The 21,568-nt window shown below is 44.1% G+C and carries 18 protein-coding genes and 1 other RNA gene; 10 read left to right on the top strand and 9 right to left on the bottom strand.

Annotated elements, in window-relative coordinates:
- On the bottom strand, window positions 1-232 hold a 232-nt coding region (locus KKA81_01430), incomplete at its 3' end, for a hypothetical protein (protein MBU2649569.1).
- 261 nt (window positions 233-493) lie between these two features.
- Between KKA81_01430 and gcvT the strand changes: the two genes are divergently transcribed.
- Genes gcvT through KKA81_01415 form a run of 3 tightly spaced genes read left to right on the top strand, consistent with a single transcriptional unit; the run spans window position 494 to window position 4,378 of the window.
- Window positions 494-1,582, top strand: a complete 1,089-nt coding sequence (gene gcvT, locus KKA81_01425; protein MBU2649568.1) for a glycine cleavage system aminomethyltransferase GcvT — start codon at window positions 494-496, stop codon at window positions 1,580-1,582.
- 3 nt (window positions 1,583-1,585) lie between these two features.
- On the top strand, window positions 1,586-2,323 hold the full coding sequence (locus tag KKA81_01420; GenBank protein ID MBU2649567.1) for a 2-phosphosulfolactate phosphatase: 738 nt from the start codon (window positions 1,586-1,588) through the stop codon (window positions 2,321-2,323).
- Between the two features lie 6 nt (window positions 2,324-2,329).
- Window positions 2,330-4,378: a dipeptidyl peptidase 3 gene (locus KKA81_01415; protein ID MBU2649566.1), complete on the top strand. Its 2,049-nt coding sequence runs from the start codon at window positions 2,330-2,332 to the stop codon at window positions 4,376-4,378.
- Between the two features lie 65 nt (window positions 4,379-4,443).
- Here KKA81_01415 and KKA81_01410 read toward each other — a convergent pair whose 3' ends face one another.
- From KKA81_01410 to KKA81_01400, 3 genes are all read right to left on the bottom strand, one after another.
- Window positions 4,444-5,601, bottom strand: coding sequence for a sulfotransferase (locus KKA81_01410; protein ID MBU2649565.1), 1,158 nt, complete (start codon window positions 5,599-5,601; stop codon window positions 4,444-4,446).
- A gap of 90 nt (window positions 5,602-5,691) precedes the next feature.
- Window positions 5,692-5,979, bottom strand: a complete 288-nt coding sequence (locus KKA81_01405) for a co-chaperone GroES (GenBank protein ID MBU2649564.1) — start codon at window positions 5,977-5,979, stop codon at window positions 5,692-5,694.
- 62 nt (window positions 5,980-6,041) lie between these two features.
- Entirely contained in the window at window positions 6,042-6,596 is a 555-nt protein-coding gene (locus KKA81_01400; protein ID MBU2649563.1) for an NrdH-redoxin, read from the bottom strand.
- Between the two features lie 521 nt (window positions 6,597-7,117).
- On the opposite strand from KKA81_01400, the gene KKA81_01395 reads away from it, so the two are divergent.
- The 3 genes from KKA81_01395 to KKA81_01385 all read left to right on the top strand — a co-directional run bounded on the left by KKA81_01395 (window position 7,118) and on the right by KKA81_01385 (window position 10,068).
- Window positions 7,118-8,551: a PAS domain S-box protein gene (locus KKA81_01395; protein MBU2649562.1), complete on the top strand. Its 1,434-nt coding sequence runs from the start codon at window positions 7,118-7,120 to the stop codon at window positions 8,549-8,551.
- Window positions 8,552-8,562: 11 nt separating this feature from the next.
- Entirely contained in the window at window positions 8,563-9,210 is a 648-nt protein-coding gene (locus tag KKA81_01390; protein ID MBU2649561.1) for a response regulator transcription factor, read from the top strand.
- A 291-nt stretch (window positions 9,211-9,501) separates the two neighbouring features.
- On the top strand, window positions 9,502-10,068 hold the full coding sequence (locus KKA81_01385) for a hypothetical protein (protein MBU2649560.1): 567 nt from the start codon (window positions 9,502-9,504) through the stop codon (window positions 10,066-10,068).
- Window positions 10,069-10,087: 19 nt separating this feature from the next.
- Here the strand turns inward: KKA81_01385 and KKA81_01380 are convergent, their stop codons facing one another.
- The 4 genes from KKA81_01380 to KKA81_01365 all read right to left on the bottom strand — a co-directional run bounded on the left by KKA81_01380 (window position 10,088) and on the right by KKA81_01365 (window position 13,490).
- Window positions 10,088-10,783, bottom strand: coding sequence for a hypothetical protein (locus tag KKA81_01380; GenBank protein MBU2649559.1), 696 nt, complete (start codon window positions 10,781-10,783; stop codon window positions 10,088-10,090).
- An 88-nt stretch (window positions 10,784-10,871) separates the two neighbouring features.
- Window positions 10,872-12,233, bottom strand: coding sequence for a M20/M25/M40 family metallo-hydrolase (locus KKA81_01375; protein MBU2649558.1), 1,362 nt, complete (start codon window positions 12,231-12,233; stop codon window positions 10,872-10,874).
- A gap of 53 nt (window positions 12,234-12,286) precedes the next feature.
- The gene (locus KKA81_01370) at window positions 12,287-12,634 is read right to left on the bottom strand and encodes a DUF3795 domain-containing protein (protein ID MBU2649557.1); all 348 of its coding nucleotides are present in this window, start codon (window positions 12,632-12,634) and stop codon (window positions 12,287-12,289) included.
- A gap of 247 nt (window positions 12,635-12,881) precedes the next feature.
- On the bottom strand, window positions 12,882-13,490 hold the full coding sequence (locus KKA81_01365) for a nucleotidyltransferase domain-containing protein (GenBank protein MBU2649556.1): 609 nt from the start codon (window positions 13,488-13,490) through the stop codon (window positions 12,882-12,884).
- A gap of 160 nt (window positions 13,491-13,650) precedes the next feature.
- Between KKA81_01365 and KKA81_01360 the strand changes: the two genes are divergently transcribed.
- Together KKA81_01360 and rnpB are read left to right on the top strand one after the other, a co-directional pair.
- Complete coding sequence (locus tag KKA81_01360; GenBank protein MBU2649555.1) at window positions 13,651-14,973, top strand: Gfo/Idh/MocA family oxidoreductase; 1,323 nt, start codon at window positions 13,651-13,653, stop codon at window positions 14,971-14,973.
- A 276-nt stretch (window positions 14,974-15,249) separates the two neighbouring features.
- Window positions 15,250-15,629, top strand: an RNA gene (gene rnpB / locus KKA81_01355) — RNase P RNA component class A.
- A gap of 126 nt (window positions 15,630-15,755) precedes the next feature.
- Here rnpB and KKA81_01350 read toward each other — a convergent pair.
- Window positions 15,756-16,583, bottom strand: a complete 828-nt coding sequence (locus tag KKA81_01350) for a methyltransferase domain-containing protein (GenBank protein MBU2649554.1) — start codon at window positions 16,581-16,583, stop codon at window positions 15,756-15,758.
- A gap of 241 nt (window positions 16,584-16,824) precedes the next feature.
- Here KKA81_01350 and KKA81_01345 point away from each other — a divergent pair, with 241 nt between their 5' ends.
- Together KKA81_01345 and KKA81_01340 are read left to right on the top strand one after the other, a co-directional pair.
- A complete protein-coding gene (locus tag KKA81_01345; GenBank protein MBU2649553.1) occupies window positions 16,825-19,857 on the top strand; it encodes a tetratricopeptide repeat protein in 3,033 nt (1,010 codons plus the stop codon).
- Window positions 19,858-19,868: 11 nt separating this feature from the next.
- Window positions 19,869-21,560: a hypothetical protein gene (locus KKA81_01340; protein MBU2649552.1), complete on the top strand. Its 1,692-nt coding sequence runs from the start codon at window positions 19,869-19,871 to the stop codon at window positions 21,558-21,560.
- Window positions 21,561-21,568 lie beyond the last annotated feature (8 nt).

Raw genomic sequence — 21,568 nt, 5'->3', positions numbered from 1 at the left:
CAATTCCCGTATATGTTTTTGATATAAGGAAGCTTAGAAGCCTGACCAGGACAATAAACATCAAAACCCATGGCAGCGGCGCTTTCTCAACCTCAGGAATGGCAAAATTAAAGCGCAACAGATAGGCCAGGATGACTGATGATGCAACAATAACAAGATCAATCAGCAAAATAATTGACCGTGGTGTGTTGCCATAAGGAATATTCATTTTGGCAAAATTATCGGTGTTCAAAGATAAAAGATTTTTTGAGTATCGGGAATGATTAATATCAAGTAACCTGCTCTATGTTTGCAGGCAGCAGGTTGCAGGCTCAAGGTAGTTTGAGTGTGGGTGATGAGTGATGAGTTGTCACTTGCAACCTGTCACCTGTAACTCTGTGTTTATGTTTCCCGATACTCATTAAAGTTTTTTTGGCTTTGTTTAACATCGGGTTCAAAGGGGATTTACTACATTTGTGGCTCATATTAACGTTTAATAGATAATACTTAAGGAATGAAAAAAACAGCTTTATCAGGGATGCATGAAGCCATGGGTGGTAAAATGGTTGAGTTTGCAGGATTTTACATGCCGGTGCAATTCGAAGGAGTAAACGCGGAACACGAAACCGTAAGGAATTCGATTGGTGTTTTTGATGTTTCACATATGGGAGAATTCTGGGTAAAAGGCCCAAAAGCATTCTCATTTGTTCAGAAAGTCACTACCAATGACGTTGCAAAGCTGACCGATGGAAAGGTGCAGTACACCTGCTTCCCTAATGGGAAAGGCGGAATTGTTGATGATTTGCTGGTATACAGGATAAATTCAGAAACATATCTCCTTGTTGTCAACGCTGCCAATATAGATAAAGACTGGAAATGGTGCAACGATCAGAATACGATGGGAGCTGATCTTTACAATGCTTCCGGTGAAATATCCCAGCTGGCCGTTCAGGGACCGCTGGCCTTAAAAGCCATGCAGAAACTTACATCCGAACCCATCACCGGAATGGAATATTATACATTCAAGAAACTGGAGTTCGCGGGAGTAAAGGATGTGATCCTTTCCACCACTGGATATACGGGTGCCGGAGGTTGTGAAATTTACATGGCTAACGGGGATGCAGAAAAAATCTATAAGGCCGTCCTGGAAGCCGGTAAAGAATACGGTATCAAACCCATCGGCCTTGCTGCCCGTGATACCCTACGCCTGGAAATGGGATTCTGCCTGTACGGAAACGACATCAACGACACAACATCACCTATCGAAGCAGGATTGGGATGGATCACCAAATTCGTGGATGGTAATGATTTTATCGACAGGCCCTTGCTTGAAAAACACAAACAGGAGGGAGTAAACCGCCGCCTGAGAGGATTTGAAATGATTGACAAGGGAATACCCCGTCAGCATTACGAAATCTGCGACGCAGAGGGAAATATCATCGGAGAAGTAACCTCCGGAACCATGGCACCCTCCCTCAAAAAATCAATAGGGATGGGATATGTAAAGACCGGTCATGATGCTATTGGAAATGAGATATACATATCCATCCGCGGTAAACTCCTGAAAGCAAAAATTGTAAAGATCCCTTTTTACCAGGTATAATGCATGAGTGACCATACAAAACAATCGGTTGAAGTATGCTTCAGCCCGGCACTTTACCCCAATATTATTACCCGGGGAGATTTTATCGTAGTGGTGGTCGATATACTCAGAGCAACAACGTCAATGTGCGCTGCCTTACAGCATGGTGTCAAGGAAATCTTTCCTGTTGGTACCCTGGAGGAAGCCATACACTGGAAAAAAGAAGGATTTTATGTAGCGGCGGAAAGGGATGGAGCCATACTCGATTTTGCCGATTTTGGAAATTCACCTCAGGATTATACTAATGGGAAAGCGGCTGGGCTTACCATTGTTTATAGTACTACCAACGGCACCCATGCCATCTCGGTCGCAAAAAATGCGCCGACTCTGGCTATTGGGGCATTTGTAAATATCACGGCCTTAACTTCCTGGCTTATCCAGGAAAACAGAAAGGTAGTAATATTGTGCGCCGGATGGAAAAATATGTTTGCCATTGAAGATGCGGCTTTTGCTGGAGCTTTGACAGAAAACCTTATCCAATCGGAATCATTCACAACAGCCTGCGATTCTGCTCTGGCTGCCATGGAAATATGGAATGCCGCGAAACAAGACCCGCAAAAATACCTCGATAAGGCCATGCACCGAAACCGGCTAAGGGAACTAAAACTCGACGGAATGCTTGATTATGCATACTCTTTCGACCAAACCACGGTGGTGCCCGTACTTGTAGATGGGAAAATTGTGGATATCAACAAACAATAAAATAATATGAAAAAAACAGTATTATTCATGGGAATTACTATGCTGATCATGACCATGTCGTGTAACCAACAGGAAACAAAACAAGTGCAGGAAGATGATTTCAGGTATCTCCTGGAACAGTTCGGAGATCTCAAAATTATGAGATACCAGGTCCCGGGATGGGATGAACTCACACTCGACCAGAAAAAATTCATCTACTACCTGAGTGAAGCAGCCAAATCAGGAAGAGATATCGTATTTGACCAGAATTACAGGTACAACCTTGCCATTCGCAGAACTCTTGAGGAAGTATTGAAAAACTACCAGGGCGACAGAACTGTGCCTGAATGGCAGGAATTCATCGTTTACCTGAAAAGGATATGGTTCTCCAATGGAATCCATCATCACTACTCCACCGACAAAATTATGCCCGGTTTCTCACAGGAGTATTTCGTGGAACTGATGAATAACTCACCGGGATCAGTATTCCCCTTTGAAGAAGGCGAAAATATTGAAGCCCTGACAGATAAGCTGTCGAAAAGCATGTTTGACCCAACGATAGCCGCTAAAAAGATAGTTACTGAAACAGGAAAAGATATTGTGGCTGAGTCGGCTACCAATTTTTATGAAGACGGGATAACAGAACAGGAAGTGATCACCTTTTATGATCAAATGAAAGATCCCAACGATTCAACACCGGTTTCTTACGGCCTTAACTCAAAAGTGGTTCGCAAAGACGGTAAACTCACCGAAGAAGTTTATAAAGCAGATGGATTATACGGTGAAGCTATTGCAAAAATCGTTTACTGGCTCGAAAAAGCCCGCGAGGTTGCCGATAACGAAAACCAGAAAGCAGCGCTGGATAAGCTTATCGAATATTATACTACAGGGAATCTTGAAACATGGGATGAATATAACGTGATGTGGCTCAACGACGGAAACGCTTTTGTTGATTACGTCAACGGCTTTATTGAAGTTTATGGTGACCCGCTCGGAATGAAAGCCACCTTTGAATCGGTCGTAGATTTCAAAAATACCGAAGCTACCAAAAGAACGGATATTATAAGTACCAATGCACAATGGTTCGAAGACCACAGCCCTATTGATCCAAGGTTCAAGAAGGAACAGGTAAAGGGTGTCACAGCGAAAGTGATTACCGTGGCCCAGTTGGGAGGGGATTGTTATCCTTCTACCCCAATCGGCATCAATCTGCCCAATGCCGACTGGATCCGTAAGGAACACGGGTCCAAATCCGTTACCATGGACAACATCACTTACGCATACGATCAGGTTTCCCTTGAAAGCGGCTTCCTGGAAGAATTTGTTGATAATGAGGAAGAAATCGCCAGAGAAAGAAAATATGGCAGCCTGGCCGACAACCTGCATACCGATATGCATGAATGCCTGGGTCATGGTTCCGGCCAATTACTTCCAGGAACCAGTCCTGAAGCACTAAAGAACTATTCCTCCGCATTGGAAGAATCACGTGCCGACCTTTTTGCCCTATATTACCTGATGGATCCCAAACTGATAGAACTGGGACTTGTCCCATCCAAAGAAGTTGCCATGGCCGGCTACGATGGTTATATACGGAATGGCCTGATGACACAACTTACCAGGATTGAGCCGGGAAAAGACATTGAACAGGCCCATATGCGCAACCGCCAACTCATTGCGAAATGGTGTTATGAAAAGGGCCAGGCCGACAATGTTATCGAAGTGTATCAGAAAGAAGGAAAAACTTTCGTCAGGATAAACGATTATGATAAACTCCGGGATCTGATGGGACAGCTTCTTGCAGAGGTACAACGTATTAAATCAGAAGGAGACTATGATGCCGGGAAAAACCTGGTGGAAACCTACGCCGTTAAAGTCGACCCCGTCCTGCATAAAGAGATCAAGGATCGATATGCACGACTTAACCTGGCTCCCTATGGAGGATTCATCAATCCTGAACTGGTGCCGGTATATGATGGAGAAAACATCGTGGATATTAAGATTGAGTATCCGGATGATTATGCAGGTCAAATGTTGAAATATTCCAGGGATTATTCATTCCTGCCAACCTATAATTAACTGGTTGATAATACCTGAAAATCCGCATAAGCGGTTGTGAGATAACGACCGTTTATGCGGTTTTTTTATTCCTGACGGATTTTAATCTCTTCCGGTATTTTGTAGTTCCAAAGTGCCATTTGCGTTGAGGTATTTTCCAGGATGTCATCCAATTCCCCGCGTTCGATGGCAAATTCGTTCTTTTTGTATTTCCTTGCTTTTGCAAAATAGTCCCTGAAAAAAGGCAATGCGACATCAAAGCCGGGAATATTAAGATGGTGGTATAAATCCTTCAGGATGGGAAGCGGATCTTTTTCAAAATCTTCAAAACATATTTCAAACAACTGATTAGCAGGAACAAACTGCTTTTCTTCCTGGTATTTTTCCATGATGTTACGGTAAAGATGATAAATCTCAGTCTTCCTGCAATCACCGTTTACTTCTCTGAACCATAGAGCAGGCATCATCTTGTCGAAGAAATTCCGGGTTGAAAGAATAACATTGACCGGATTCCTGTGAATGAAAATGAACTTAGCCCCGGGAAAGATCTCCATCAGAAGCTTTACCCTTCCGGTGTTGGGCGGGTTTTTCGATAGGAAGAGAGGCTTGCCCGACCTAATCATGGCTTTTTTAATCGTTTTAATGTATGCTTTTTTAAATTTCTCCCGGTATAGCCCGGACCGACTCGTGAAAGCAATAGAATCCAGATAGAAATCCCGTATCCTGTCAGGAAAATACCAGAAATAATAAAAACTCACGCTATGCCTGGCACCAAGTGCAAACTCCTCTTCCTGAGGAAGGTCAACACCAAGTTTTACATTGTCTCCTTTTCTGTTAACAGGAATGAGCAACTGCATAAACGACCTGAATATCCATCTCCCAAGGCCATTAAAGACATTGTTCGGGAACACTCCCTGATAGGTTGTCACATAACCCATAGACGGATCCATTGTCATGATATTATGCAAATAGGTTGTACCGCTTCTCCAATGACCTATGATGAAAATGGGAGATTCTGGCAGTGGGAAATTCCAAATTTTCCGGCAATATCTTAAGTTTTCATAGAAACGGAAAGGGATACCGATAATGCTGATAAGAATGATAACCAGTGCCCTTGGAAAAAACCTCAACTGCACGCCGTAGCGAAAAACGATGTATATCAGATGAAGAAAAGAGTACCCGACTGCAGGCGGCAGGTATACCTGGAAAGCTTCGCGTACGGACTTGTATGTTTTCAGAAGCATATGCTAATATAGAAAAGATTTTAATACAAAAAAGAGAGAAAATGCAAGGGCAAATTTCTCTCTTTTTTCATCTATGGATACTCCTTAGGCTTATATTTCTTCTGTTTCCACAATCTTGGCAAGCAGATCGGCATAAGGAATAATTAAATATTTCTTCCCTTCAAAGTCGATTTCTGTTCCGGAGAATTTCTTATAAACCACTATATCTCCTACTCCAATTTCAACATTTTCAATGTTTCCGATGGCAACAACGGGTGCATGAACAGGTTTTTCCTTGGCCGTGTCGGGGATAATGATCCCGCCGGCAGTCTTCTCTTCCTTCTTGTTAATGGAAATATCCAGGATGACATTCTGGTTTAATGGCTGAAGTTCTTTCATAATTATTATTGTTTATTTTGGTTATTTATTCTACAATTCCTTTAAAAATATACTTTTAAGGATTAGCCGTTAATTCCCAATAATCGGTTAATCCTGGTCTTGTCAAACCCCACTATGATCTCACCATCAATCTCAGTCTGGGGAACTCCCTGTTGTCCGCTTTTTCTAACCAGCTCTTCAGCGAGTGAAGGATCAGCGCTTACGTCGATGTCGGTATAATAAATTCCATGCTTTCTAAGATGTGCTTTTAGTGTGTTGCACCAGCTACAGGTGGGAGTGGAATATACGGTTACGTTCTTTTGTGGAGTTCCATCCTCATCTTTTCTGGCAATAAAAACGGCATTTTCAAATAATGAGTTTACGTATCCTGTATTCTGGCAGCCTTTTATGGCATTACGGAAGCTATCATCTTCAAATATCAGGATAACAGGAGCGGTTTTGATGTTATATTTTTCATGAATATCCCGTACCTGGCTTACATCAGCGGCAAGTATATTGATATCCACATGAGTATCTGCGGCATTGGATACATTATCAAAGGCACATTCGCTTTGTTCCGATCCCTTTTTATACAGAAGTACGTATGACCTTTTCTTCCCTTTCAATCCCTCAAGCATTTCGCTGTGGGATGTAATATGTTTTATTGCCATAATAAATTTTTTCAGGGTTTTATCAAGTAATGTGCCAAATGGAGGAGAGGGAGGGAAGAGGGGGCTGGGGACTGGGAGCTAGGGAGACAAGTTACAGGCTAGAAGCTAAAGGTTTCTGGGGGCTGGAGACTGGGAACCGGGGGCTGGGGGCTGGTTGTTTCAATTTGCGGAAAATCCTGCAACCTGTAACCTACTTCCTGCACCCAGCCCCCAGCCCCCAGTACCCAGCACCCAGACCCCAGCGCCCAGCCTTTTTTTTTCCTGACAAAATTTCAACACCAGCAATTCTGTCAGAAAAAAAGGACAGTACCCGGAGGGCGGGGGCTCCTTACTCCCCGCTAGTGCAAGCAGTGAGGTTATTCCGGGACTGTCCGTCAATATAACGCCGGGCGCTTTGAAATGTTTTTAACCGCTGCCAGGTCCTGCTATTAAACATAATTACTATATTTGTTTAATTCCAGCCAATCATAGGGTACAGGTTAAAAAACATGAAATACGTACTTGCGATCGACGACATAGAACCGAATCTGGAACTGATCAGGGCAACCTTGAAGTATCATATTCCCGGTTGCGAAGTTATAGCGGCCGTTTCAGGTGAACAAGGTATAAGGCTGGCCAGGGAAAAACTGCCTGATACTATACTGCTGGATATATTTATGCCTGATATGGATGGTTTTGAGGTTTGCCGAATCCTGAAAGCTGATGAAATAACAAAGCATATACCTGTTATATTTATTTCTGCGGTGATCAACGATTCCGACAGCATAGTAAAAGGGTTGGATATGGGTGCCGATGCTTTCATCACCAAACCGATAAATCCCGCCGAACTGTCAACCCAGGTAAAAGTAATGCTCAGGATCAAAGAGGCCGAGGATAACCTGAAAAAGGAAAGTGAAAAATACCGTCTGATGACTGAAAAACTTCCCGATGCCGTCACTACCATTAACACTGAGGGTAAAATAACCTATGTCTCACCAAGGGCCCTGGAAGTTTTCGGATACGGGAGTGGAGAAGAGGTCATAGGCAACCAGGCAGTACGGGCGCTTATTCCCGGTCATAGATCAAGAGCAACCAAAGCTCTTGAGCTTGTAATGAAAGGCAGAACCCTCAAAGACATGATCTTCAGGTTTAATCGTAAGGATGGCAGCCGTTTTACAGGGGAACTGAGTGCTTCCCTGATTAGAAACGATAAGGGTGAACCCGTTGAAGTAATCATGACGATCAAAGATATTACCAGTAGAAAAAAAGCTGAAAATGAAATTCTGACATACCAAAACAAACTTAAAACTCTTAATTCACAACTTACCAGTGCTGAAGAAAAAGAAAGGAGAAAAATTGCCATCAACCTTCATGACACCATCGGGCAGACCCTTTCCATAGCACACATAAAGCTATCCTCTCTCTCTGGTCATGATATTCCGCAGAAAACCAAAAAGATTCTTCATGAATCCACTGAACTTTTACAAACAGCCATTTCCGAGTCAAAATCCCTGATCTACAACTTAAGCCCACCCATATTATATGAGCTTGGACTCATCCAGGCCTTGCGCTGGAGACTGGACCAAATCAAGGAAAATATGGAAATTGTGACTTCCTTTACTTTGCATGGAGATGCCCCGGATTTCGGGCCCGAAATAAACATCCTTGTTTATCGTAGTATTAATGAATTGCTTACCAATATCATCAAACATGCCCAGGCCGATCAAATTTCCCTGGTGGCAAGACTAAACAAGAACCATTGGGTATTTACTGTCAGCGACAACGGGAAAGGATTTGAATATCATGCCACATCCAGGATCACACATCACAAAGGATTTGGTTTGTTCAGCATCAAAGAAAGATTGGATTCCATACAAGGGAAATTGATCATAGATTCCTCTCCCGGTATGGGGACCAGAATAAGTATCAATATTCCAAATTGAAATACGGCTATATGTCAATAAAAATTCTAATTGCCGACGACCATCAGTTATTCCGTGAAGGTTTGGTCAACCTACTGGCTGATTCAACCGGCATTGAAGTCATTGCCGAAGCCCAGGATGGGAAAGAGACCATAACACTGGCAAAAAAATTTAAACCCGATATAGTGATCATGGACATCGGCATGCCCATTATGAATGGACTTCAGGCAACGACAGCCCTGCAAAAAGACCATCCTGAAATAAAGGTCATCGCCCTTTCTATGCACTCGGATAGAGATTATATTAAAAGTATGCTCGAAGCCGGCGCTTCCGGATACCTGTTTAAAAACTGCTCATACCACCAGCTGATTGAAGCCATTAAATCCGTTTATTCAGGAAAAAAATACCTGAGCGACGATATTACAGAAGTCGTTATTAACGATTACCTGCATCATGAATCTGATGTTACTCCCTCTGATACCGTTCTGTCAGAAAGGGAATCAGAAATTCTGAAGCTATATGCCGAAGGAAAAAGCAGCCGCGAAATTGCCGATCTCCTGTTTGTGAGTGTGAAAACCATCGGTACCCATAAACAGAATATTCTTAATAAACTAGGGCTGAAAACCATTCCTGATATGGTTAAATACGCGTTAAAAAGCGGTATGATACCTCTCGAATAAATGAATATAATCACGCAACACACCTCCGTGTAAATCCGGAGGACTTCCCAAAATTCTTAAATACCACTTCCGATTTTCTGATTTTGACTCTAAGTTTTTAGGAAATTAAATTAGGCTATTATTACCTTTAAAATCAGCATTCTGCTTATTCCCTCAGCCCTCCAGATGGTTTACTTTTACAACAACTTTAGTGTCGACTTAAAGCCTTAGTAATTTGGTAACTAACAAGGAAAATCGTTCTGCGGTTTTCCTTGTTTGGTCTTAGCCCTCATCGTACTAAACTTTTAGAAGATGTCTGTTCGCGAAATACCGGCTTTAATCCTTTGCACGCTTTTTTTCTTCCTGTCAGGAAGCATGCTTTCCCTTGCCCAGGAAAGCAATACCGCAGGCTCTCTTTTTAGAATATCTATACCGGAAGTCTCCCTTGTCGGATACACATACGATGCATCGGGTTACCCGGGAGATAATGCTTCTCCATCCGGACAAACAGTCCTTCAACCTGTCACTGATAACAACAACAAGAAAATCTGGCTGCACTATTCAGCTATTACTGCTAAAGAATCATACAATATTATTACGGCACACCTAAGCTCAGGAAATATTCCGGAGGGATCTGTCCTTAAAGTCATAGCGGGAGAAGATTCAGGCAAGGGTCAAGGCCGGCTGGGTAGCATCCCCGGTGTAATAAACCTATCGGCACAACCTCAACCCATTATTGTCAACATCGGCAGTTGTCACACAGGAAAAGGACAGGGATGCGGCCATCCGCTTGAATACGTCTGGGAAATCCCCCCTCCCTCAACTTCATCGGATCCCATTAATATAACCGTAACCTATACGATGGTCTCAGGCGATTGATCTGCCAACGCTTATGAAATCAATTCCACTGTGAAGGCTCGGGAACCATCAACACGTTGGGGAATAACCCAAGTATGGCATTGCTGAGATCGGTCAGCATATCCAGGAAACTTAAAAGCTCATCATCCTCTTCCCACCACTGAAGCAATGCACAAAACGCACCCATCGATCTGTCCGCAGCAAGTAAAGCTATCCTGGCCGGAGCATAGATATCCAGTTCATCGGGTTTTCTATCGCGCTTACTATTCAGTATCGACTTCTCTACCTTCACCGATATCAACTGTCCATACCATCGAATCACCTCAATAACGTCGGTGAACAACTTTAAGACAACCGGATTGGTTTCTTTCATCAGTTCTTCCCGTTCATGGATTTTATCTTTACTGACTTTAAGCCATTCCCATACTTTACTTGCGTATTCCCCAGCCAATAATGACAAGTCTGTCATACTGAAATCATTGATTTCCAACGGATCCTCTATCATTTCAGGGATTTCTCCCGTGATTTCTCCAGACATTTTGACCAGGCAATCGTGGGAGGTATATAACATATAAGTAATATAACCCCAGAACGCCCGGTTTTCAAGGTCTTTTCTTTTCTGCAAGAATGCATCGCCGCTCTTTCCGGTATAAACCGGACAATGCGATGCTACAATGCACCTTTCACACCAGCGATCGCAAAAGTTCTGGATGGGAGGTAATGATTTTCGTTTCATGGTTAAGGAGATTTAAAGTTAATACTCTTTTAACCATTAGTCCTGAAAATTGAAAAATATACCCACCCGGGTAAAAGAAATTTTTAACTTACCATTCTTCTTTCTGATCTATCAGGAATATCAATCCTGCCATACATGTAATCCCCAGCTCCAATTCCCTGAAATTGATCTTATCAAAAGTATCATTGGCTGAATGATGCAAATCGAAATAGCGCTGGGAGTCGGTCCTGAAACCTGATAACGGAACATGAAACGCCTTAAGTGGAGCAATATCCACGCCGGTACCGCCTTTACGGATATAGTGTATCCCATACGGGGCCAATAATTTCCTGAAAGCCGCCACTTGTCTGTAAACGCTATCCGGCGCATCAACCATAAATCCTTCGGGAGTAAAGGCACCGGCATCGGCTTCCAGAGCGAAAAAGGTCCGTTCTCCCCTGGCATGTGTATAGTCTGCGTATGCTTTGCCCCCACCCTGGTAAAGCTCTTCATCCATGAACATCACGGCACGGATGGTGTGTTTATTTCTTATTCCCAGCTCTTTAAATACCCTTAAGACATCCATCGACTGGACGCAGCCGCCACCGTCATCATGGGCTCCGGGAGAATTAAACCATGCATCAATATGGCCTCCAACCACAATGATCTCTTCCGGTTTTTCTGTTCCCCGTATTTCCGCGATCAGGTTATAGGTTGAAATAGGCTCCAGGTCTTGGACATCGACCCGGATCAGCACCTCCTCCCCCATTCCGTTCTTAAGCATAGCGCTCAGTGTTTCTGCCGCCATGGTGCTGACGGCCACGGCGGGGATCCTCAGGCTATCAAAACGGGTTGAACCTGTATGCGGAAAATTATCAATGCCGGCAGTAAGGGAACGGACGATCACCGCCACGGCTCCCATGGAGGCAGCAACACCGGGGCCACGGTAACGCTGATCCGCCGCATTCCCATAAGCCTGAAAAGTATTTACAAAGGTTTGTTTCATGGGGCGGTTGAAGAAGACTATCTTTCCTCTGATACGATCCTCACCCATGGCCTGCAGTTCATCAAGCCCCATAACCTCAACCACAGAAGCACTTACACCGTGTTCAGGAGTTGCCGGAGATGGCCCGATCGCATCTGCATCCAGTTTTACGGCCAGTCCGCCGGTTAACATCAGATAAACAACCGTGGAATCACAGCGCCATGCTTTGCTGACATACTCCTGCATGTAAACCGTATCGCAACCAATGCTTTCCGCATATTGTTTCATGTATTCCAACGCCTTTAGGGATTCCGGACTGCCGACCAGACGGCCAGGGGCCTCGGTGCAGAGATATTCCAGGTTTTTATAGGCATCTTGATTAGTGATGGCGTTCTCAAAAATCTGTCGCAGAATGAGGCTATCGGATTCCTGGGAGAAAGATATAACAGAAAGCAAGATGGCTGTCAATAGTAAAATTATTTTCATAAGCAATGGAATTCCAGCTAATAACCTGTGTGTAAAGACAATAATATTCAAATTCAGTTAGTGCTATACAAACCTCTCAGATTAGCTATTGCTTCCGGTGCATGTTTATGGACAAACCCGACAAGCTCACAGGAACCCATCTCACTACATTCCCCGCATGTTTGAAACCCTTTTCCAAAAGCGCATTTCCTTATTTCACAATTATAGCAGTGGGCAAACTTGATGCCTTCCTGGCGACATCCCAGGCAGTTGATTGCTTCAACCGGAAGGTCGGCTGCACCGAACATTTTCTTCCAGGCCTCGGCAGTGGCTTTTCTAAGTTTATCATCATCCCGGATGGTGGCAATCCTGGCATCACAGGTTTCACAATTAAGTCCGCAACAGGAAATAAGGTTGTTCATTGTTTCAAGGGTTATAAGGTTAAAAATACTGAAAGAGAAAGAGTCTCAAACCGACTATTTGATGCGAAAATTAATCAATATTTTTAAATCACCCATGATAAATTGCCATGTCAAAATTTTATATACTTTACAACCGATCCATTACATTCAGAATCATATATTGATTCAATCCTTATGTTTTAAGCCCATTATTTTCATTTATGGGTGATCTTCCTTATAAAAACCTCCGAAATAAGCGTACCTTTCCCTATTTCGTTGGTTCAACTCTTTCATATACCAATTTTATGTCATTGAGAATATTTTCCGAAACCTTCTTTTTAACGGAAGAAGCAAAGCCCAGATCAACCTTCCGGCTTAACTTCTCTTCCAGTTTAAACCTTAAATCAGCCAGGTCAAAATAATTGAATTTAATGTCAGGCATTTCCTCTACTAAAAGATCAATATCACTATCCTGGTGGACATCTTCTCTGGCAAAAGAACCAAAGAGCCAGGCCGTTTTGATCCTGCCATCATCTTCCAGACATCTCCGAAGCATTTCAATATTATCAGAATAGCTCTTTTCTTTTTGCTTTAGACAATAAATCTGATTTTCAGCAAGATTAAGTGCTTCCTCTGCTGCTATTTCATTTTGTATTATTTCAAGTATCTTATCTCCCAGCCACGCAGCTATTAACAGTTTTTCATCCACTTCAAAATATTCCGCTAATCTTATTATCTGCTCACGCTTAGCCTTTCTATACCCTCTCTCAATTTTACTAAGTATGGCCTGGTCAATGTCAAGGTAGGCAGCCACTTTTCTGAGTGGATCACCCTTATCAATCCTTAATTTTCGTATTTTTTGCCCGATGGATTGCATCTTGAATAATTTAATTTTGACAAATATAGTCAAAAAGCAATAAAATCTCAAATTATTATAACATCGCCCTGCCAATCCATAATTATTCCTAATTTTATTCTTTAATTTCAATATCAGATTTATGGATTTCAACCGCCGCGACTTCCTCCGCAACTCCGCCATGGCCGGACTGGGCCTAACCTTTGCCGGTGCAGCGTTCAGCCGCTATTCCAACCCTCAGCGCCTGACAGAGATAGCTTCTATTCCTGCTCCTTTCAGAAAATATGATAAAGTCCGGATAGCCTTCGTTGGTGTAGGTGGCATGGGCACTGCCCATGTGAACAATTTTGTCAGGATCCCTGGAGTTGAGGTGGTTGCCATTTGTGATATACGGGAGGATCATGCTATCCGCTCACAAAAAATCTGTGAAGACGCCGGTCTTGGCAAACCCGAGCTTTACACACGGGGTGAGGAGGATTTCAAGCGCCTTTGCCAGCGGGAGGATATAGACCTTGTCTTCACCGCCACCCCCTGGCGCTGGCATGTACCCGTTTGCCTGGAAGCCATGAAAACCGGGAAGCATGCTGCAACGGAGGTTCCTGCAGCACTTACTCTTGAAGAGTGCTGGGACCTGGTTGAAACGTCTGAAACAACCGGGCTGCATTGCATACAAATGGAAAACTGCAATTACGACAGGGCTGAAATGATGATCCTTAACATGGTTAAAAAAGGATTGCTGGGTGAACCCGTCCATGCCCGCTGCGGCTACCTCCACGACCTGCGTGCAGTAAAGTACGACATGAACGGCGAAGGACTATGGCGCCGGGCATATTCCACAGAATACAACGGGGACCTTTACCCCACCCATGGGCTCGGTCCGGTGGCACAATGCTTCGACATCAACCGCGGTAACCAGTTCGATTACCTGGTCTCATTTGCCTCCAAGTCAAGAGGATTGCATGAATATGCCGTGGAGCGTTTCGGAGAAGACAGCCCGGAAGCCAGAGAAGTTTTCGTTCTCGGTGATGTTGTCAGCACGCTTATCCGCACCGTGAACGGGGAAACCATCCTCGTAACCCATGACACCAGCCTTCCCAGACCATACAGCCGCGACATCCTGGTACAGGGCACCCATGGTCTTGTCAGGAAATACCCCGAAGAACTGATCCATATTGAAGGACGCAGTCCGGCCCATAGTTGGGAAAATCTTGAAAACTACAAGGAAGAATTCTACCATCCCCTGTGGCAGCAACTAGAGGGAAAAAGCAAAGGTGCCGGCCATGGCGGCATGGATTTCCTGGAAGATTACCGCCTTATCAATGCCATGCTCAACGGCCGTCCGCCGGATATGGATGTTTATGATGCCGCCGCCCTCAGCGCCGTGACGGAGCTCAGCCAAAGGTCTATTGCAGAAAAAGGCATGCCACAGGCGTTCCCTGATTTCACAAGGGGAATGTGGATGAAGGAAAGGGAGTTGGAGGTGATGAAGATCGAAGATCGATGATCGGAGATCGGAGATTTATGATTGATGATTGATGATTTTTTTTCGCGCAGAGGCGCAGAGATATTAGGAGTCTAAGATTATTTTAAATATACCGTCACCCCGGCGAAAGCCGGGGCACCCCGGCGAAAGCCGCAACCTGTGCCCTTTACCCAGCACCCCAGCAACCCAGCACCCCAGCAACCCAGCAACCCAGCACCCCAGCACCCCAGCAACCCAGCAACCCAGCACCCTGATTCCCCCTTGCAAATCATCCCCCTTTTCACTACCTTTGCCCCGTTTGCCGTTCGTTCCATCGCTGCCACTTTTGTGGGAGAGGAAAGTCGGGACAACACAGGGCGCCATGCTTCCTAACGGGAAGGACTCCCCTTGCGGGAGGACAGACAGTGCCACAGAAACGATACCACCCCGCCTTTGGCGGGGAAAGGGTGAAATCGTGAGGTAAGAGCTCACGCACCGTCCTGGTGACAGGCGGTGGAGGTAAACCTCATGGGTTGCAAGACCAAATATGTTCCGGAACGAGGGCGGCCCGTCCAAGTTCAGCTTGCTGATGCCGGAACGGGTAGGTCGCTGGAGGTGCCGGGTGACCGGCATCCTAGATAAATGATGGAAATCCACTTCGGTGGTTACAGAATCCCGCTTACAGAACGGCAACGGAATATGGAGGCTGCACTTGAAAGAGAGCAGCCTCTTTCATAAAATCGAAGATCTCAGATATCAGATATCAGATCGGATATCTCAGATCTCCGATCTCCGATCGTCGATCGTCGATCATCGATCATCGATCATCGATTTAGCCCTTTAAACATTGTATAGGTATAAAATCCGCTGTACTCCGTGTTGTTTAGTACATTATCCGGAGAAAGAGGGTCGCAGAGACTTTTATATTTTTGATAATCCTTTATATCCAATTCTTTCTCAGCCGAGCTCCAGAGCATGTCAAACAGGATGAAAAGCGACTCCCTGTCGTTTTCACTTAAGGGAGCATTGATATCGTGCAGAAATGTCCTGCTGCATGTATCTTTGAAACCTGCATCCTGCAACCATTTCCTTGCATTCATCACATGATTTTCCGGTGCCAGATGCTCAGCAAAGGGAGCGGTTGCGGAACTGGTGGTATTCAGCCGGGCTTCCAGGATGGGATAACCGGGAAGAAGTTTTTGCGAAGTCCAGTACAAAATAAAGATCTTTCCACCCGGCTTTAATACTCTATGGTACTCATGGATAATCCCCGACGGATTTTCAGCCGGGCAGCCCATTTCCTTAGGACCAGGCCAGACGGTATCCACACTCCATACCCAGTCAAAAACACCGTCATCAAATGGAAGGTTGTTTACATCACCGTATACAAAATCGAGATTTTCCTGTTTATGCATTTTATTTGCATAATCCAGGAAATCCCTGGATATATCCAATCCGGTAACATGACCTTCTTTACCGGTCTGTTCTGCCAGGATCCGGGTAATGAAACCCGGACCGCAACCGGCATCAAGACCTTTGCTCCCGGGAGGGATCGCTATTTTACCGATGATCTTCCTGAATAATGGTTCCCGGAATACTGTTAAAACCTTAAAAACATACAGCTCGTATGATAATTCCTGGTGATTGTTCATACATTATTATATTGTGAAACCTACAAGTATTGGATATACAAACAATAAAATTAATAATTAACTGCATAAGGATTCCATCTGGTTTAGCCCTCGTCACCCCGACGTAAGTCGGGGCACCTCTTTCAAAATATTCCTCCCCTCTTTTCGTTCTCTAAACAAATTCCTGTTGATAAGTAAATCGAAGCTGTTGAAGAAAGCTTACACAAATTTTTAATTTTGTTCCTCATCCAAATTATCAGGCATGTATAAAGGCTTTTATATTATTGTGGCTGTGATATTTATTGGTTTTTCTCTGTCGAACAACCTCATAGCCCAGCAAACGGCAGTTTATGACGAACCCCAGGCCAGCTATGAACTTGGGATGGAACTCTACATTCAGGAAAAATACGGTGCTGCACAGGAGCAGTTCCGTAATGTGATCCAATCTGTTTCTGACCCGAACGACCTGCTCAGGGTCAATGCCAGTTATTATGACGCAGCCTGCGCCATGGAACTGGAAAACAACGATGCGGAATATAAAATCCTTAATTTTATAAAAAATCATCCTGAAAACAGCAATACGCAACTGGCGTACTTTCAGCTTGGCAGATATCTGTTCAAGACCGGGGATTACGGCGGAGCCCTTAATGCTTTCAAGGAAACCGACCAGTTCAGCCTGAGCATGGATGAAAAGCTGGAATACTTTTTCAAAACAGGCTTCTGCTATTACAGGCAAAAGAACTATGAAAGGGCCAAAATTGAATTCCGCAAGCTGCTCGACCGCGACAATCCTTACCAAAACTCTGCAATTTACTATTATGCCCATATTGCCTATCTGGAAGGCGATTACAACACAGCCCTGATATATTTCGAAAAGATTAAGAACGACAGGATTTTCAAAAAGACAATACCCTTATACCTGGTCCATATTTACCATCAACAAGGAAATTACAACAAGGTTATTGAGGAAGGGGTTCCTATGTACGAATCCGCCTCCAGCCGCGACAAAGCCGAACTGTCCCACCTAATTGGAGATGCCTATTACCAGCAACGAAACTACGCCGAAGCCCTCCCGTATCTCGAATTATACAGCCGGACAGCCCGAAGGAGCATGAGCCGGGAAGATAATTACGAGATGGCCTTCACTTATTTCGAACTAAAAATGTACCGTGAAGCCTCAAACTTCCTGCAACTTGTTGCCACAGAAGAAGATGCGCTTTCCCAGAACGCTTATTACCTCCTGGGTTATTGTTACCTGCAAGACAACCAGAAGCAATTTGCTTCCAGCGCCTTTGCATCGGCCAGCAAAATGGATTTCGACAAAAATATCCAGGAAGATGCGCTGTTCAACTTCATCAAACTAAGCATGGAAATAAGTAAAGATCCATACAACACGGCCATAAAAAACCTTGAAGCCTATCTTAACGATTACCCGGAGTCACCACGGCGTGCGGAAGCTTATAAATATCTCGCCAACCTTTACTTGTCAACGCGTAATTATAAAAATGCCCTCGAATCGATCGAGAAGATCCCGTATCGTGATGAAAACCTCAATATCGCGTACCGCAAGATATTATATTACAGAGGCATAGAATTATTCAACCAGAACGACTTCCAGGAAGCCATCAATCTGTTCAAGAAATCCGCAGAAAACTCAAAGGATCCGGTAATGGTGGCCGAAGCCGATTTCTGGATCGGTGAGTCATTTTACAGAATGGAAAACTATTGGGGTGCGATGAAATATTACAAGCAATTCCTGAACACGAGCGCTTCCAGACAATCGGAATATAAAGCCACCGCCATGTATAACCTTGGATATGTGTATTTTAAACGCGATGATTATGCCGGCGCTGTTGAATGGTTCGGGAACTTTATACGTGAAACAGGCGAATCTGTCGGATCAAAGATGGTGAACGATGCACTGGTCCGCCTGGGTGATTGCTATTTTATCAGCAAAGACTATTCCCGTGCCATCACATATTACGACAAGGCTCTGCGAATAAATAAGGTTGACTCCGATTATGCGTTAAACCAAAAAGCAACAGCGCTGGGAGCCCTTGGAAAATTCAACGACAAGATAAACACACTGGCAATCATCATAAATCTGCATCCTAATTCAACTCTGGCTGACGATGCTACTTTTGAAATCGCAAATACTTATCTCATTACCAACAATAACCAAAAGGCATTGCAGTATTACGACAAACTGGTGAAGGATCATCCCAGAAGCAGTCTTGCCACAGCGGGTTTGCTTAAAACAGGGCTCATTTATTACAATCAGGACCGCAACCAGGATGCCATCCGGGTTTTCAAGCAGGTAATTCATGATTACCCCGGTACGGCGGAAGCCAGGGAAGCATTGAACAGCTTGCGTAACGTGTACATCGATATGAACAGAGTGGATGAATACTATGCATTTGCCAACAGCTTGTCGTTCGCTTCTGTGACTGTAACCGAGCAGGATTCCATCACCTATATCGCTGCGGAAAATATTTACATGGATAATCGCTGCGACGATGCCATTAAAGCTTTCGCAAGCTATCTTCAGCGATTTCCCGATGGCTATTTTGCACCCAATGCCAATTATTACATGGGAGAATGTCTGAAAAAGGCAGGAAATGAAGATGAAGCCTTTGCAGCCTTTGAACAGGTTACGCAATTGCCCCGAAGCCGGTTCACGGAAAATGCACTTGCGTATGCCGCCAGGTTTAATTACAGCAAAAACAATCATGAACGTGCCTTGGAGCAGTATATAGCTCTCAAAGATGTTGCCGAAAACAAAAACAATATCCTGGAAGCCTACGCAGGGCAAATGCGACTGTATTACACACTTGAGAGATATAACGAAGCTGTTGAGGCAGCCATGAACCTGTTAAAAACAGAAACGGTCTCCAATGAACTGATACAGGAAGCACACATCACCCTGGCCAGAAGCTATTTCAAGCTGAACGACCTGAACATGGCGCAAAATGAATATTCCATCACTGAAAAGCTAACAGGTTCAGAGCTGGGGGCAGAAGCAAAGTATCATCTCGCTCTTATTGCCTTCACCACCGGAAAGTACATGGAAGCGGAAGAACTGATATTCCAGCTTGCCGAAAAATACGGAGCCTATGATTATTGGGTTGCCAAAGGATTTATCCTTCTGGCCGATGTTTACGTGAAACTTGATAATGTCTTTCAGGCCAGGCAAACATTGCAGAGTATCATCGACAATTACCAGGGTCCTGAGCTCGGGGAAATTGCACAGGAAAAACTCAGGATTTTACAGGAAGAACCATCCCAAAACAGATAAACAGTATGTATATGCATATATCAGCGGCAAGCCAAAAGACCATAATCTTAGTTATTCTGATTATGGCCGTTCCTTTCATCCTGGCCGAAACAGTTTATTCACAGGGAAGAAACGAAGAGGTGACTATCATTGCACCATATAAGCCAACTATTTCGGATGCTTCCAAGATCAACGTTAATCCGGAGATACAAACGGAAGAATCCAGGATGCCTGAAATGCAATACTCTATCCTGCCGGTCAGGGCAGAAACATTTATCACACCCGAGCCGGTGGATGCAACCCATAAACCGCTGGAAAGATATAAAAACCTGAAAAGAAATTTTCTGAGAGCAGGTTTTGGCAACTACACCACTCCGTATTTTGAGTTTTTCGCCAACAGCAGGCAATCGGAAGAACATGCCCTTGGGGTTCACCTGAAACACATCTCATCATCCGGAACAATAAAAGACTACGCCAATAGCGCATACAGCAGAAATAAAGCCGTTGTTTTTGGCAGGAAATATTTTGACAACCATGTTTTGGGCGGTGAATTCAGTTACGACAGGGATGTATATCACTGGTACGGATATAAACCTGCCGAATTTGACAGCATAGATCTTTCCAAAGACGATATCAAACACCGTTTTCAGAATATCGGCTTTAATGCTTATTTCCGCAGCACAAAAACCGATGAGGACGCTTTCAATCACTTTACTACGATCAAATACAACTATCTCACTGATAACTGGAATACCTCAGAGCAAAATATCCTGTTCACTGCCGGCATAAGCAAACGTTTCGAATGGTTCGATGTAACCGAGTACCAAACCGCCGGACTGGATCTTAAAGTGGATTATTACCTGAACGACGACAGCGTTTCCTCATACACAGGAGGACTTATCAAGGTCAGGCCCTACCTGAGTACTGATTTCAGGCAATACCGGTTTTATGTAGGTGCCGACCTGACATTCAGGACGGATTCCGCAGCAGATTTTTATTTTCACCCCATAATAAAAGTGGAAGCCGATCTTATTGAGGATGCTCTTACCCTTTATGCCGGCATCGACGGAAGCATACAAAGGGTATCCTATAAGGATTTAAGCCAGGAAAACCCTTATGTGCTGCCGATTATCCCTCTCGGATATATGAATGAAAAATTCAGGATTTCAGGCGGGATCAGAGGAAACATCTCGGAAAAGCTCAATTTCAATATTATGGCGGATAATACAACCGTTAACGATCTGCCGCTTTTTGTCAACGACACCGCCAACAAACTTGGGAACACCTTTACTGTCATCTACGATAACGCGAATATCTTCAGATTACGGGGTGAGATCAATATGAACACCACGGAAGCCCTTCGCCTTAACCTTTATGCTGATTTCAGGGGCTATACAATGAAAAACGAGGAAAAAGCATGGCATCGCCCCGGACTTCAGGCAGGTGCGCAGGTTTACTACACTATCCGCAAGAAATTCCTTACCGGAGCCGGAGTTGTTTTTACCGGTCCTATGTACGCCAAAACCATTAACAATAAAAATGAGGTCGAAAAAGAACAGATCAATGACTGGGCCGACCTCAGCCTTTCTTTCGAATACCGGATCACCGATTCTTTTTCAGCCTTTGTAAACCTTAACAACGTCCTGAATAACGGATACATGAAATGGTATAATTATCCGGTTCAGAAGTTTAATCTCCTGGCTGGTTTGGGTTATACTTTTTAGTCCTTAAA

It is taken from the genome of Bacteroidota bacterium, from assembly GCA_018831055.1.
Taxonomy (GTDB): Bacteria; Bacteroidota; Bacteroidia; order Bacteroidales; family B18-G4; genus M55B132.
Note: the sequence above shows the minus strand (reverse complement) of the source record. Positions and strands in the feature narration are given on the sequence as shown.